Origin of the sequence: Pseudomonas sp. F1_0610 (assembly GCF_047470865.1) — a bacterium.
Taxonomy (GTDB): Bacteria; Pseudomonadota; Gammaproteobacteria; order Pseudomonadales; family Pseudomonadaceae; genus JAZDRH01.
The window spans coordinates 14,221-28,843 of the sequence record NZ_JAZDRH010000018.1; the positions used below are offsets into that span (position 1 = coordinate 14,221).

At 43.4% G+C, this 14,623-nt stretch carries 11 protein-coding genes and 1 pseudogene; 2 read left to right on the forward strand and 10 right to left on the reverse strand.

The features are described from left to right. Nucleotide 1: 1 nt before the first annotated feature. From modB to moaA, 3 genes are all read right to left on the reverse strand, one after another. Nucleotides 2-676: a molybdate ABC transporter permease subunit gene (gene modB / locus VQ643_RS10800; protein ID WP_414199785.1), complete on the reverse strand. Its 675-nt coding sequence runs from the start codon at nucleotides 674-676 to the stop codon at nucleotides 2-4. Continuing rightward, nucleotides 676-1,428 carry a molybdate ABC transporter substrate-binding protein gene (gene modA / locus VQ643_RS10805; protein WP_414199786.1) on the reverse strand — a complete coding sequence of 251 codons (753 nt, stop codon included), beginning with the start codon at nucleotides 1,426-1,428 and terminating at the stop codon, nucleotides 676-678. Before modA ends, modB begins: the two co-directional genes overlap by 1 nt. Before the next feature lie 69 nt (nucleotides 1,429-1,497). Continuing rightward, complete coding sequence (moaA, locus tag VQ643_RS10810; RefSeq protein ID WP_414199787.1) at nucleotides 1,498-2,487, reverse strand: GTP 3',8-cyclase MoaA; 990 nt, start codon at nucleotides 2,485-2,487, stop codon at nucleotides 1,498-1,500. A gap of 283 nt (nucleotides 2,488-2,770) precedes the next feature. Between moaA and praA the strand changes: the two genes are divergently transcribed. Next, nucleotides 2,771-3,259, forward strand: a complete 489-nt coding sequence (praA, locus tag VQ643_RS10815) for an alkane oxidation protein activator PraA (RefSeq protein ID WP_414199788.1) — start codon at nucleotides 2,771-2,773, stop codon at nucleotides 3,257-3,259. 42 nt (nucleotides 3,260-3,301) lie between these two features. On the opposite strand, the gene VQ643_RS10820 is transcribed toward praA, so the two are convergent. The 4 genes from VQ643_RS10820 to VQ643_RS10835 form a co-directional block, all read right to left on the reverse strand. After that, entirely contained in the window at nucleotides 3,302-5,347 is a 2,046-nt protein-coding gene (locus tag VQ643_RS10820; protein WP_414199790.1) for an LTA synthase family protein, read from the reverse strand. Nucleotides 5,348-5,596: 249 nt separating this feature from the next. Continuing rightward, complete coding sequence (locus VQ643_RS10825) at nucleotides 5,597-7,957, reverse strand: penicillin acylase family protein (protein WP_414199791.1); 2,361 nt, start codon at nucleotides 7,955-7,957, stop codon at nucleotides 5,597-5,599. Between the two features lie 63 nt (nucleotides 7,958-8,020). Beyond that, entirely contained in the window at nucleotides 8,021-8,809 is a 789-nt protein-coding gene (locus tag VQ643_RS10830) for a TatD family hydrolase (protein WP_414199792.1), read from the reverse strand. Nucleotides 8,810-8,870: 61 nt separating this feature from the next. Next, nucleotides 8,871-10,460: a peptide chain release factor 3 gene (locus VQ643_RS10835; protein ID WP_414199793.1), complete on the reverse strand. Its 1,590-nt coding sequence runs from the start codon at nucleotides 10,458-10,460 to the stop codon at nucleotides 8,871-8,873. Nucleotides 10,461-10,977: 517 nt separating this feature from the next. Between VQ643_RS10835 and VQ643_RS10840 the strand changes: the two are divergent. Beyond that, nucleotides 10,978-11,580 (forward strand): annotated as a pseudogene (locus tag VQ643_RS10840) (hypothetical protein). Between the two features lie 434 nt (nucleotides 11,581-12,014). On the opposite strand, the gene VQ643_RS10845 reads toward VQ643_RS10840, so the two are convergent. The 3 genes from VQ643_RS10845 to VQ643_RS10855 form a co-directional block, all read right to left on the reverse strand. Next, entirely contained in the window at nucleotides 12,015-12,707 is a 693-nt protein-coding gene (locus VQ643_RS10845) for a DsbC family protein (protein WP_414199794.1), read from the reverse strand. 116 nt (nucleotides 12,708-12,823) lie between these two features. Next, complete coding sequence (locus VQ643_RS10850; protein WP_414199795.1) at nucleotides 12,824-13,762, reverse strand: nucleotidyl transferase AbiEii/AbiGii toxin family protein; 939 nt, start codon at nucleotides 13,760-13,762, stop codon at nucleotides 12,824-12,826. Next, the gene (locus VQ643_RS10855; RefSeq protein ID WP_414199796.1) at nucleotides 13,755-14,546 is read right to left on the reverse strand and encodes a type IV toxin-antitoxin system AbiEi family antitoxin; all 792 of its coding nucleotides are present in this window, start codon (nucleotides 14,544-14,546) and stop codon (nucleotides 13,755-13,757) included. The genes VQ643_RS10850 and VQ643_RS10855 overlap by 8 nt, the downstream gene beginning before the upstream one ends. Nucleotides 14,547-14,623: the final 77 nt, after the last annotated feature.

Genomic DNA, 14,623 nt, shown 5'->3' on the forward strand with positions numbered 1-14,623 from the left:
ACTAATAACCTTTGAGCTTAGTGGACGACATATAGTTAGCGCTCAGTAAAATACAAACACAAACAATAGAGGTAATGGCTACTAATAAATTAGCTGTATGGTCATTACCTGCTTGTACCGCAGCATAGACCGCAGTAGATAAGGTTTGTGTTTTGCCTGGAATGCTACCTGCAATCATCATGGTTGCACCAAACTCACCTAAAGCCCGAGCGAAAGCCAGTAGCAGCCCAGCTAAAATGCCACGCCAAGCTAAGGGTAAAGTCACACGAAAGAAAATAGCCCATTCAGCAACCCCTAGCACCCTAGCGGCTTGCTCTAATTGTGTATCAACGGCTTCAAAGGCGGCTCGTGCAGGTTTAAAAACTAAGGGAAACGCCACAACGCTAGCGGCAATAACAGCTCCTTGCCAAGTAAAAATAAGATTAATACCCAAGTAATCATGCAGCCAAGCGCCCAACGTACTTTTGCGGCCGACTAAAACCAATAAGTAATAACCCAATACTGTAGGCGGCATCACCATAGGCAAGGTCAATAGGGTATCTAGAAGGTTTCTGCCCCAAAACTTTTTACGTGCAAGTAAATAACCAACAGCAATACCAAGTACTAAATTAATGGCTGTTGCCCAGCCTGCCACTTTTAAGGACAGGCCCAGTGCTTGCCAAACAGCGGCATCCATTAAGGTTTGCTAAAGCCGTATTGGCTGAGCAGTGCTTGGTTTTCTTCTTTGAATAAAAACTCAACGAAAGCGCTACTGGCAGCTTTTTTCGTGCCATCTTGGGTAATGGCAATGGGATAACTGATAACAACATCTAAAGGCACAGTAAATTGCACTTTAACTTTATCAGGCATAATGGCCGCGTCTGTGGAGTAAACAAAGCCAGCATCTACCTCACCACGAGCAACATAGTCTAATGATTGGCGCACGCTTTCTGTATTGATTTTTTTATCATTAAGCAGTGTCCAAAGCTGGGCTTTTTCAAGTGCTTGTTGACTGTAACGACCTACAGGCACACTTTCAGGATTACTAATAGCAAGATGCTTGATAGCCGGCTGGTTAAGTTCTTGTAATGATTTTAAGTTTAGCTGGCTATCAGTAGGCGTAATAACCACTAGGCTGTTGCGTACAAAGTCTTGACGGGTATGGTTTGCGATCAGCTGTTTTTGCTGGGCATCATCCATGGTTTTTTGATCGGCTGAGGCAAAAATATCTACCGGAGCGCCTTGTGCCATTTGCTGCAGCAGTGCGCCAGAAGCCGCGAAGTTAAGCTGTACCTTATGTTCGGGGTAGGCTTGTTCAAATTTACTGGCAATATCTGTAAAGGCATTAGTTAAACTGGCAGCGGCAGAAACTGTAATTTCTTCAGCCATAGCTTGTGTGCTAATAATCAGTATTACAGCAGATGCTAATGTATTGAAAACAGAGGCCATGAAAATTCTCCAAGTCGTTATATACAGACAACTATAGCGATACTAAAAGAAAAGATAAATAAACTTAGATCAACCCCCTGTGGCATTCATAAAACGTACTACTTGCACCTCGCCGTCTGTAGTAAATTGATGTTGCTGCGGTTTATTGATTAAAGCCCGAGCAATATGTTGGCTAATAGCTTGATCATCAAGGGTGCTGCGTACTAGTGCGCGTAAATCTAACGAGTGCTCATTGCCAAGACACAATAATAAACGGCCTTCTGCAGTTAAACGCAGGCGATTACAGGTGCTGCAAAAATTGTGGCTATGTGGCGAAATAAAACCAATACGACTATTGGGAAACTCAGCAGTTTGTAAATAGCGTGAAGGGCCGCCAGTAGAGGCGGTACTTTGGATAAGCGTATAGTTATTGGCTAATAAGGCTTGTATTTCATCACTGCTAAAAAAACCAAGGCCACGATCTCTACCAACATCACCTAATGGCATTTCCTCAATAAAGCTAATATCTAAACCACGCGCTAAGGCAAATTGGGTAATTTCTAGCACTTCATCGTGGTTATAACCACGCATAACAACGGTATTCAGTTTTAATCTGGAAAAGCCTACGTGACGTGCTGCCTCAATGCCTTCTAAGGTTTTCTCTAGCTTGCCGACGCGGGTGATTTGCGCAAAACGCTCAGGTTTTAATGTATCAAGGCTGATATTAATGCGTTGAACACCAGCAGCGTATAAAGGCGCTGCCAGTTTAGCTAAATGTGTACCATTGGTCGTAATCACCAGCTCTTCTAAACCAGCAATAGCCTTGAGTTTTTTACATAAACTAATAATGTCAGGACGAATGAGTGGCTCGCCTCCTGTTAAACGTATTTTTCGCACGCCATTACTAACAAAAATACGCGCAATACGTTCAATTTCCTCAAAACTTAAAATCTGTGCCCGCGGGACAAAGGTCATGTCTTCTGCCATGCAATAAACGCAGCGCAGGTCACAGCGGTCAGTAATAGATATTCGTAAATAGTCATGCTGTCGAGCATAGCTATCTAGCCAGCGAGTGCTCATACAGAGGCTCCATAGAAAACAGCAGGGCTAGTGTATCACGCACGAAGCCGCTTTGATTTTATGCGTGCTGATATAAGCGTATGAGATGTTCAAAATGAGAATAGGGTGGCTCAATGCTAGGGATGCGACTATTGAGCGAGATTATTTTTGTTTTTTTATTTTACAAAAAGCGAAAGCCATTTTTACTAAATACTATTGCTTAGATTGCACCATGCTTGAGCTAGATAGTGATCAAAGCATATTGATAGGAATAACAACAATTAACTATTAAAGGAACGACATAATGAATTCATTATTGAAGTTAGGACTTTGGATATTCGCTAGCTTAGCGGTTACTTTAAATGCGCTGGCACAGACCACTATTTCGCCTGCTGGAGCGCCTTTTACAGCTAAAGGCGATATTGCCTTTGAAAAGGGCATGATTAGCGCCAACTGTGTTATCAGTATGGAAGGGCGCGTTTCAGCAGATGGCAAAGTTTCTTATATTGATAAAGTGAAGTTTGATGGCGGGTTTAAATGCCGTCGCGTTGAAGCTAAAAAGTTACCTTGGACGTTATTAGCTGATTCTGAAACCAGTGGCAAAATGACTGGCGTAGAAGTGACAGTTAGTGCCCCTATGTTTGGGGGAGACTGCGGCCCTAACGAAATAGTCGGCCGTTGGGATAATAACAACAGTAAAATGAGTGCTGAAAATGCAGAATTTACTGGCGGCTGTAAGATTAATAAGGTGAATATTAATATTTCGCCTAATATGACAGTAACTGCTAATTAGCTTGTCTATTAAGCCGCCAGTAAAAACTGGCGGCTTTGTTTCTTATTGTGCTTCGTTGACGCTTGGCGTCATACCTGTAGTGTTATTTAACAAGCTATCTGTTGCGGTTTGAATATAGGCATTGAGTTGCTCTAAAAACACTTTTTCTGCAGCAATATCGGTGATTTTGCGTGCATTAGGTTGGCTGCCTAGTTCAAATTGCCAGATCCGTGCTTCTTGATCCTTAGGCTTGATCATAATTTGATTATCTTTGATATAACCAACAGTTTGGTCATTCCCAGAGGGTTTGATTAAGGCAAAACCACGATCAGATGCCTTTAGACTTAATAGGTCACGCCCCCAGCATTGGTTCTGAATTTTGCTATCAAGGCGTCCCATAATCGTAGGAACAAGGTCAACTTGAGAGGCGACTACATCATTAGTAGTGCCAAATTTTTCTTGTATGCCAGGTGCAATCATTAACATAGGTACATAATGGCGGAATAAATCCATTTCGGTTAACTGAACTGGAGCACCAAAGCCGTGGTCGCCCACAATAACAATCAAGCTATCTTTGTACCAAGGCTGTTGTTTGGCTTCTTCCATAAAGCGGCCTAATGCCCAGTCGGCATAACGCATGGCAGTGAGCTGCTCATTTAAACGGCCTTGATCTGTTACCGGCTCAATTTCTAATTTAGGCGGTATAGCATAAGGCGTGTGGTTAGATAGTGTTTGCAATAAAGCATAAAAAGGTTTGTGAGGATCTTTTTTGCCTAGCTCAACAATGGCTTTATCAAACATATCTTGGTCTGAAACACCCCAAGTCGGGTCAGAATACACAGGATTTACATAGTCTTTACGGCCAATAAAGTTGCGCATACCTTGGTTGCCAAAGAAACCTAACTGGTTGTCCCAAGCAAAGTCGCCATTGTAGACATAGATATCGTCAAAACCACGTGAACTAAGTTGCTGCGGTAAACCAGAGAACTTATTAGAACCTTCAGGGCTTTGCATTAAATATTCGAAGGATGGCAGGTTAGGAAAGCAGGCCATGGTGGCAAACATACCTTGGTGCGTACGAGTGCCATTAGAGAAGAAGCGCGTAAACAATAAGCCTTCTTTGCTTAGGCGGTCGAAGTTTGGCGTGATATTGTCTTGCGAGCCTAAAGCACCAACATAACGGCCAGCAAAGCTTTCCATGAGAATAACCACAACATGTTTAACTTCAGGTAGATCGGTATTGGCTGGCGCCGTACTAATGCGGCGAATAGCAGCAGTGTTGGTATCAATCAGCTGATCATACTCTGTAGTGATCATTTTGCGTGTTACATCAATGGCATGTGATAAGGCTAAGGGTGATTTCCAAATATAATCACGGCGTGGCGAAAATACCGTTGAAGCCGCATCATAAAATTGCATCACAGGGTTTAAGCCCAAATGGTTAGCAAATAAGGATTCTGTAGTAAATACATCCCCCCAACGCAAAGGCGGGCCTTGGCGTAAAGTGCCGCGTGCGGCTACAACGGCAACTAATAGGCATACAACAAAGGTAGCTAGCTGAATAGGGTAGGTGGTTTTACTGGCTGTGCGTCGGCTACGGGTAAAGCGTTCAAGACGGCTAAATATAAAATAGCTTAATAAGCTTAACGCCAGCCAAGCTAGCAATAGCTTGACGACTGGAAAGCCATACCAAAGCATGCTTAAAACAGTGGCAGGATCTTCTTGCAAATATTGAAATAGGAGATTGTTTAAGCGCTGATGGTATTCACGGTAAAAATCAAGCTCCACAATGCCAAGTAAACTAGAAAAGCTTGCCATAATGGTTAGCCAGATCACCATAGCGCGGCGGCATTGCATAAGCTTTGGCGCCAATAAAATAAGTAATAAGGGAATACTAAAATAAATGGCAATGCGTAAGTCAAAGCGTAGGCCATTGGCAAAGGCTTCTACAATATCACTGCTGCTGGTTTGATTTAATAAGTCGCTATTGTAGACCAATAACAATGCACGCAATCCGGCAAAGAGTAATAGCCAAATAATAATACTTAGGCTAACAAAACTTAGATGAGAGGGGAGAGAGTAAACAATAGGTGGTTTGCTTTTTGCCATGATTAGAATAGCCAGTTAAAACGCTAGTGGTTGAGCGTGCAGGTTAAAATAGAGAGTTATATTCAGTTGTAGATGCATATCAGCAAGGTAGTGATGGTTTTTTTCACTGGATTTAGGCCGATATGACATTTGTCCAGCTTAATTTGTTCCATGTTAAGCATTTGTTCAGATATTTCTACTGAACACATCCTGTTTTTACATTATTAAGGATAAATTAACCGCCAGAAATACTTCATGGCGGTTAACTGTTTAAGGTATGAGCGTTAAGGTTGATTGTGTATTACTGGCAATATCACTGTCTTTAAGCCACATAGCACGGTACTTGCCTTGTAAGTAGTCTTGTGCTTGGTCGTTGTAATGTTTATCAAACAGCACACCGCTTTGACCAACAGGAATAACGGCCTGAGCCTGATCTGCTTGAGCAAAGTCGATCACACGTCGAGTAGAAGGTCCATACACTACTTTCCAAGGCGCTAAGCTTGGCGTTTGTGCTTGATTATTTGGCAGTTCACGAGAGCCTGCGGTTGGAAATGGACCGACATCAAATATTTTATCTAAAGGCGCTTTATGCCCTAAAGGGTGTTTGTGACTAACGCTATTGACCTTAGACCATGCCCACTGTTGTGGGTCTGAACCATATAGCTGCGTGAGATGGACTATGCTTTGTTGCCATGCCAGTTTTACAGCGTTAGCGCGCGAACCTTGGCTTTGCCACCAAATAGAATCTTTATTGGCGGTTAAGTTAGGAATAGCATTATCTATGTTGTGCGAGTGCATTAGGCTGTTAAAAACCTCAGCACCTAAAGCTGGCTTTAATGTGTTTTCTAATAGTTGGTGTAAAAAGCTGTAGTAGAGCGTTGCATTTACTGAGTCCAATTGAAACTCACCTTGCCATTGGCTGAGTGAAGCAATGAGTTGTTGCTCCTGTGTAGACTGGGCTGCATCGGCAAGCTCTTGTAATAGTGGCTGTAATGTGCGAGCTGCATGGTCAGTCTTAACCATTAACTGCAACGCTTTAGAATCTTCGTTTGTCCACTGTTTATTAGGTTGGCGTAGGGCTTTGTCTAAAGCTAGTCCGCGCTCTTTAACATTGTAATAGCCAGGAATCTCAATGCCTTTAGGTGATGCCGTCTGGTAGTTTGCTGAAACAATATAGCCCTGTGCAGGATTGATAGCTTTAGGGTTATAAGAAAAATCATAAATACCAAATTTCTCTGCCTCGCCCTTATCTGCATTTAAAATAAATAACGAATTTACTCCTTCTGGACGAATTGGCAAAGCACCAGCTGCCCACCAAGCAATATCACCTTGTGCATTAGCCCAAACAACATTCAACCCTGGTGAGTGAATCTGTTGTACTGCTTGTTCAGCTTTGTCGACAGTATTGGCTCGGTTTAATTGATAAATGGCGCTTAACAATGGATTGTCTGTTTCAGTTAGCGCCCACCACATGCTGATAGGCGTTTTATCTTCCCAGCCTTTGATTGCAGGGTTGATGATAGGGCCATAAGGCGTGCTAGCTAAGTCTAGAATAACCGGGGCTTGGCCTTTAACGTTGATTTCATCACGCGCATGCTCAATGTTAACCCATTGCTGATTAACACGTACTTGATCAGGGTTATCGGGATTGCGAGTTTGGGCAATAAAATCAATATCGTCATTTTGGAACATGGTTAAGCTCCAACCAAATTCTTGGTTATGGCCTAACAAAGCGAAAGGAATAAGTGCCGCATGAAAACCATAAAGCTCAAAATCAGGTGTTTTCAAACTGGCTTCGTACCAAACAGCTGGAGTCGAAAAAGAAATATGAGGATCACCAGCTAATAAAGGTTTGCCGCTTGCTGTTTTATTGCCTGCAATTACCCATGCATTACTGCCTTCAAATTGAGGTAAGCCTAACTCCATAATGCGTTGATTGGTTAAGTAGGCGAGTTGGTTAAACGCGGCCCAATCAATGCGATTTGTCGCCTGTAAGTCAACATCGGCTTGTTCAAAGTTAAAGTCAAAAATAGCTAAATACTCAGGGCCTAGCTCATCACGAATATAAGTAAGACTAGGCTCTGTCTTAAATGCATTGGCAAAGCTAAAGGCTAAATAGCCAGCCGCCGCAATAGTATCTTCAATGGTGAAAGGACGTGGCTCAATGCCTAAAATTTCAAATTCGAGTGGGCGGCTATTGTTATCTTGGAAACTATTAATGCCGTCTAGATAAGCTTGTAACGCTTTTACTTCGGGGCTGTTAAGGTCTAGTTTTCTACTGTATTGCTGAGCAAATTGGTTAACCCGTAATGTGCGAAACACGCGGTCAATGGGCACTAGATCAGGCCCTAAAATTTCCGCTAATTGTCCACGCGATAAACGGCGCAACATTTCCATTTGAAATAAACGATCTTGTGCTTGTACATAGCCTAAAGCGCGGTACATATCCAGCTCATTCTGTGCCTGAATATGTGGAATACCTCGCTGATCGTAGTTGACTGTAACGAGAGCAGATAGCCCAGCTAATACGAGACTGCCTTCACGCTGGGGAAATTTACTGCGCAGATGAAAGGTAACCGCGGCAGCAATAATTAGCACTAATGCAGTGAATACATAAAATAAGCGCTTCATAGCAGTCCTTTGATTATTGATATAGGGCTTGGCTAACTATAGCGGCTAGCTAGTATTTATGCTTTATTCGATAGTCGACCAATGGAATAACTGTTGCACATTATTTGTGGTGATTTGAGCCAACTGCTCAGGGCTGATCTGTTTAAGCTGCGCCAGTTGTTGGCAAATTTGCGGCAAAAATTCAGGGCTGTTGCGCTGCTTGGCATGGAAACTAGGTGGCATATCGGGTGCATCTGTTTCTAATACCCAGTGCTGTGTAGGTATTTTTCTAAAGACAAGGTGCAAGCGTTTGGCTTGCTCCCACGTAGCCGCCCCGCCAATACCTAAGTAAAAACCTAATTTAAGATATTCTTTAGCTTCTTCAAGACTGCCTGAAAAGGCATGCACAATACCGCCACGTTCTAGTTTTACCTGTTTTAAGTATTTCACCGTGTCAGCATGGGCACGGCGCACATGCAAGCAAACGGGTAAATAAAATTGTTTAGCTATTTCAAGTTGTGCTTGAAATAGCTTTTGCTGCTTGGTTTTATCTAATTCTGCAAGGTAGTAATCCAAACCAATTTCACCTACAGCCACACACTTATTGTGCTGAGAGAAGCGTTGTAGATAGGTTTCCAGTTGTATTAAATCCTGCTGTGTATGCTGTGCTAAAAACATAGGATGCAAGCCAAAAGCAGCATAAAGCATTGAGTGCTGTTGGCAGAGCTGCCATAGTTTGTCCCAGTTTGCTAAGCTAATTCCCATTACTAAAGCACGCTTTACGCCAAGCGCTTGGCAGCCTGCCAGCACTTGCAAGCGGTCATGCTCAAACACGGCAAAATCTAAATGTGTGTGGCTATCAATCAGCTGCATACTTTAGCTAAAGCTCCAGCGGCGCAGATATAAAAACGCAGGCATAAAGCCTGCGTAGTGATTAATGATGCTCGCGCGTGGCACGGAATTTAATATCTGGCCAACGTTCTTCCATTAAGCTTAGGTTGACTCGCGTTGGTGCCAAATAAGTTAAATGACCACCGCCATCAATCGCAAGGTTTTCTAAGGCTTTATTGCTGAATTCTTCAAGCTTTTTCTTATCGCTGCATTCAATCCAACGCGCAGACCACACGTTGACCGATTCATAGATACATTCTACCTTGTATTCTTCTTTTAAGCGGCTTGCCACCACATCAAACTGCAACACACCAACTGCGCCCAAAATAATGTCGTTATTGCGTTCTGGGAAGAATACTTGAGTAGCGCCTTCTTCGGCTAATTCCTGCAAACCTTGACGCAGTTGCTTAGATTTTAGCGGATCTTTCAGGCGCACACGGCGGAATAATTCTGGCGCAAAGTGTGGAATACCTGTAAATGACAGCTTCTCGCCCGAAGTAAAGGTATCACCAATTTGAATGGTGCCATGATTATGCAAACCAATAATATCGCCCGCATAGGCTTCTTCTAAACGCTCACGGTCACTGGAGAAAAAGGTTAGCGCATCGGCAATTTTAATGTCTTTATTAATGCGTGCATGCTGCATTTTCATGCCTTGCTCATACTTACCTGAACAAACACGCATAAACGCAATACGGTCGCGATGGCGCGGATCCATATTGGCTTGAATTTTAAACACAAAACCTGTGAAAGCTTCTTCTGTTGGCAGCACTTCGCGCTCTTGTGTCATACGTGGCTGCGGTGCTGGCGACCAGTCTACAAAGGCATTTAGCACATGATCAACACCAAAGTTACCTAGAGCCGTACCAAAGAACACAGGCGTCATTTGCCCTTTTAAAAATTCGTCATGGTTAAACTCATGGCAAGCACCTTGCACTAACTCCAGTTCTTCAATGAAGTTATCGTAATTATCACCAATCAGTGCACGAGCCTCATCACTGTCTAAGCCTTGAATTTTTTTCACTTCAGTGCGCTCATGACCATGACCGGCGGTGTAAACAAAAATGCAGTCATCAGAAAGGTGATAAACACCTTTGAACTCACGGTAAGAGCCTATTGGCCAAGTGATAGGCGCTGCTTTAATTTTGAGTACGTCTTCAATTTCATCCAGCAGCTCAATAGGATCACGAATATCACGGTCGAGTTTATTGATAAAACTGATAATTGGCGTATCGCGTAAACGACAAACATCCATTAAAGCAATAGTACGTGGCTCAACCCCTTTACCGCCATCGAGCATCATCAAGGCACTGTCTACCGCCGTCAGTGTGCGATAGGTATCTTCTGAGAAGTCTTCGTGGCCTGGGGTATCCAGCAGGTTGATCATATGCTCACGATAAGGAAACTGCATAACCGAGGTGGTAATAGAAATACCCCGTTGCTTCTCCATCTCCATCCAGTCAGACGTAGCATGGCGATCAGACTTACGCGACTTAACAGTACCCGCCACCGAAATAGCTTGTCCCATTAACAGTAAACGCTCAGTAATGGTTGTTTTACCAGCGTCAGGGTGAGAAATAATAGCGAAGGTGCGGCGTTTCGCGACTTCATTAAGAAAATCTTGGTTTGCCATGAGTAAATTCTTTTAGTTGGTACACGGATTAGCAGAGGGTTTCACAAATACACTTTTCAGTTCGTCAACCGTTAAGTCCGTAGTGTTAATCGTAATTGGCCTATATTTTCGCTGATCTTGACTTTATAAACAATCAATAGATATATTCCATTGGTGACTCCTTAATTTGGTTGTGAAGGAGTCCCCCCAACTGGGGAGAACTCCCCTAATTGGGTGGTGAAAAGGCGAACCGCAAGGAACGTATGGTTGAGCATGTAAAAACATGCAGGCTATTTGTTTAAGGAGGCTAGCTACCTCTTAGTATCACTGAGAAAACTCAGCGGAGGGCTTCCTTTGAGCTCATGCTCTCAGGCGCAGATATCACTGAAACAGATCAGCAATATTTGATAGTCAGTGTAACCGTCTTATCCAGACAGGATAGTTAGAAAGATGCTCAATTCTTCCACCTAGCTGAAAGGCCATTACCTCACAGAGGATTAGGCTAGGGACTGATTATTGTCATATCAGGAGCAAACTTATGGCCCAAGCAAAACCCAATTACTCAAAACCCATCTTTGAACAATCATTCACAATTAACAGCTTACAGGCACAACGTGTCGTTGACCGTGTTTTTAGACGGATGGTCAGTGCGCTTTACGGAATCGATGTCATCCTGCGCATCATTGGCGATGAGAACGAAATTGATGAAGTGGAACAGATCATTAGCCAGTTGATCGAGGATTGCGCTAAAGCGGTAGACAACGAACAAGCTCGTTTAGACAAACTGATGGAGTCCAACGGCATCGATGAAGTACCTGACTACACCGACCCGATTACCTTCAACGCCAAAATAAGCTCGCCCCAGGTTGGCTAGTTTGTCGGCTTAGTTCGCAAACTCGATGCATTGATGATCTCAATGGACACACTTTGGTTATCTAGCGTGCTTAGCAACAAACAACGTGCTGATGGTAACTACGCATGGCAACAGCGCATTATCAAACTGGCTCGACGTATTATTGATATCGAAATTCGCGCACGAAAATCAGCCCAAGCTAAGGGTAAAGAAGCAGAAGTTGAACAAGCGGTGCCTTCAACCGATGACGATATCACTGAAGAGGAAACAGATACCCCCGCCAACTAGCCAACTGGGCTCCCATCAACCAGCCCCTCTCGAAGGGGCTCTTCATCTTGCTGTATTTTCTATCAAAATCATTAAAATGAATTTAACTGTCATTTTTGGCTAATTTACATGAATAGAACTAATTTTCTCGTTACTTTCTTGATAGCGTTGTTCGCGCTACCTACATTTGCAGAACACCCAACATCGTTCAGTCAGGCAAAACGATTTGCCCGAGAAATTTACCAAGACAACCAAAGTACGTTTTACTGTGGATGTAGCTATAGCAATGATGGTGCGATTGATGCTGCATCTTGCGGATATGAACCAAGGAGGCAACCGAAACGAGGTGAACGCTTAGAGTGGGAGCATGTTGTCTCAGCATGGGAAATTGGCCATCAACGCCAATACTGGCAACAGATCAGAAGCGCGTTGCCCTGAATACAGAGAGGCTTTCATTAACGCCCCTCCAACCAAGCAGAAAGGTCATAAGGACGACCTCGGCTGATGCGACCATCATTGGCGACAATGAAAGGCACACCTTGAATGCCCAGGATTTGAGCCGTCACCAAGGTACTCTGCATTGGTTCTAAGTTGCAGGCATCATCCTGTTCTAGGTTACCAATCCGGCCATTGAGCAATGCATCGGTGGCCGCTTTCTTGTCACGCGCACAGCCAAGCTGGCGAACCTGACGCTCTGAATCAGGACCAAGCACTGGTATAGGGAGTATTTGGAAGGTGCATTCTTTGGTTAGTGGTAAGGCTTGTTTCAAAAGCTCATGGCAATGCGGGCACCGGGGGGCAGCAAAGACCACCACTTTCTTTTTGCCTTCGCCCAGCGTCAGTGGATTCAAATCATCCATTTTTAAGCCAAGACGACTTAAGTCCAGCGTGTTCCCCGCTTCACGAGTTTCTTCAAGGCTGGTAAGCAGCTTTTTGGACCAGGCATCATAGAGCGTGCCATCAATGACGAATCGGCCACTGTCTGACATGAAAACAATACGGCCATTGCTTTCGACCGCTTTCATACCCGTGACAGGTAAAGAAACCATGCCGTCAATTTTGCCAACGGGCGACACTTCAGACACAGGTTCAGCTTGAACCAATGGAGACAGCGCAAGCGCCAGAATAATTGGAGATAGTTTTCGCATGAGGAGTCCTCGTTAATGTAAATCGAGGCTCCAGTCTATGCAGTTGTCCCATGTGGACTCGGTTAGATAGATTGAAGAAATCGCAATCTAACTAGGTGAGGTTTGTTATAAACGAATTACTTGGCGTTTGCGTTAATAAGCCAATCATCAAGCACTTGCTTCAATTTATCTAATTGCTCTTGATGTTTTGCTTGATTCTTTGCCAATTTGTTAATGTTCTGCAACTTCCAACGAATCGCTGGCAAGTCTGCTACATTAGGATAATCAAACAATGCCCAGTCAGGCTGCCCTCTTTTGAATGACATGAGGAAGGCATGATCCCTTTCTGTGAAATGTTTTTGCAGTTCAATTAACATGATAGGCCTAACAGAGGCTAAGTCTTTGCATTCAACTTTTTCAAAAGTCATTCCGTCAAATTCTGCCTGAAATTTCTCATTCAGAGGCTGCCAGTTTGGCGACATGACTTCATTAATAGGCCGAGGATGACTTAGTGTATAGGTTAAAAAGCCCACTAAAATCTCTCTCGAAATCCCTTCACTGCCAAGTAACATACGCACATCAAATAAGTCGCGAGGATGTTGGCGATCCATTGCAGCACACAATTTCCCACCATACAGATCGGGAAGACTGACTACCTGAATCTCAGCATAACCAAACTCGTCTTCAACAGACTCTTTAACTGGCATTATCTCTGCACTATGCAGTGTACCTCTGGCGACGGGCGACACTTCAATTTTGATTGTCGCAACCGGACTTGATACAACGATTCTCAGTTCATCAGCTTTATTATCCTGAAATGCCGCTCGGATTTCTGGTTGAGTATTTATTCTATCTGTAATCCGCTGCAATGCAGCCCTGACATTAACCAAAGCCTCATCTCTTGGTTCAAGTGGAAGATAAGCAAGATCAATATCTACAGATAACCGAGGAAAATCTCTCACAAATAAATTAATGGCGGTGCCACCTTTAAGTGCAAAAACCGTCTCTGTTGCTACCACAGGAAGCATTCTTATGAGCAAGGAAACCTGTTTGTAATATGGGCTATCTTTATCCATTATGTTGTTCACCTTTTTTGACGCTTAATATCTCTGGCACTGTGATTTGATATCGCTCATCAAAACGTCCTTTTTCGACAACCTGCCGCTTTCCTGCACCCAATTTAATTCTTGTTTCATCTATGCGATTGACCCACTGGTGATCGTAGTATCGACCCAGAAATAGAAATATTCGGTTTGCCTGAACAGAGCTGCTTCGTTCAAGAATATCTTGTACTTTTCTAGGGCTAAGATTGACTAAACCCTGAAATAATTCTGCGACATGCTCAAATGAAATCAGCTTCCCAATCCCGTCTACCACTTCATAGGCAGCAAGTTCTGCACAGCTGACAGTGATTTCTTTCTCTTTAACCGTGATCCTTTTCAAATCTTTCTCGGGATTCACTTCAAGCTTATGGTTTCCACAGTAAAACCAATTCTGATAAGGGAATTCACGAAACCATTTTGGTAAGGACGACTTGTTTTTAACGCAAATCCAAACTTGCTCTTTGTTCAGCTGTAAATAGTGACTCAGTCCCTGGTGAGTTAAGCTGCTCAATCCAGCCAAATGAACTGAAACGCCCAATTGCACATCTAATGCTTGAATGGCATCAACCCAAGTTGGCTTTATATCGCCCTGCGCATCTGGACGATAATACACGCCAGAACATAGCTTCTTTAGCCAACCGTTCTGCGCGTACTTTTGAGCCAAGGAATAGCTCACACCGTTTTCAGTCAGCCATTGCTGAAGTACTAGCGCACCAGGAGAGGTATGAGCAACAAGCCAGTTTATCTTAGATGACATTTTAACATCCAAAGTATGAATATCACGAACAGTATAAACCATATAGTTTATTGTGACAGTGATTTTAACACTTTAGG

Coding starts and splice junctions, on each gene's coding strand:
- VQ643_RS10855 (WP_414199796.1), bottom strand. CDS start 14,546: ATGTCATCTAAGATAAACTGGCTTGTTGCTCATACCTCTCCTGGTGCG.
- VQ643_RS10835 (WP_414199793.1), bottom strand. CDS start 10,460: ATGGCAAACCAAGATTTTCTTAATGAAGTCGCGAAACGCCGCACCTTC.
- VQ643_RS10850 (WP_414199795.1), bottom strand. CDS start 13,762: ATGGATAAAGATAGCCCATATTACAAACAGGTTTCCTTGCTCATAAGA.
- VQ643_RS10845 (WP_414199794.1), bottom strand. CDS start 12,707: ATGCGAAAACTATCTCCAATTATTCTGGCGCTTGCGCTGTCTCCATTG.
- VQ643_RS10830 (WP_414199792.1), bottom strand. CDS start 8,809: ATGCAGCTGATTGATAGCCACACACATTTAGATTTTGCCGTGTTTGAG.
- VQ643_RS10825 (WP_414199791.1), bottom strand. CDS start 7,957: ATGAAGCGCTTATTTTATGTATTCACTGCATTAGTGCTAATTATTGCT.
- modB (WP_414199785.1), bottom strand. CDS start 676: ATGGATGCCGCTGTTTGGCAAGCACTGGGCCTGTCCTTAAAAGTGGCA.
- praA (WP_414199788.1), top strand. CDS start 2,771: ATGAATTCATTATTGAAGTTAGGACTTTGGATATTCGCTAGCTTAGCG.
- moaA (WP_414199787.1), bottom strand. CDS start 2,487: ATGAGCACTCGCTGGCTAGATAGCTATGCTCGACAGCATGACTATTTA.
- VQ643_RS10820 (WP_414199790.1), bottom strand. CDS start 5,347: ATGGCAAAAAGCAAACCACCTATTGTTTACTCTCTCCCCTCTCATCTA.
- modA (WP_414199786.1), bottom strand. CDS start 1,428: ATGGCCTCTGTTTTCAATACATTAGCATCTGCTGTAATACTGATTATT.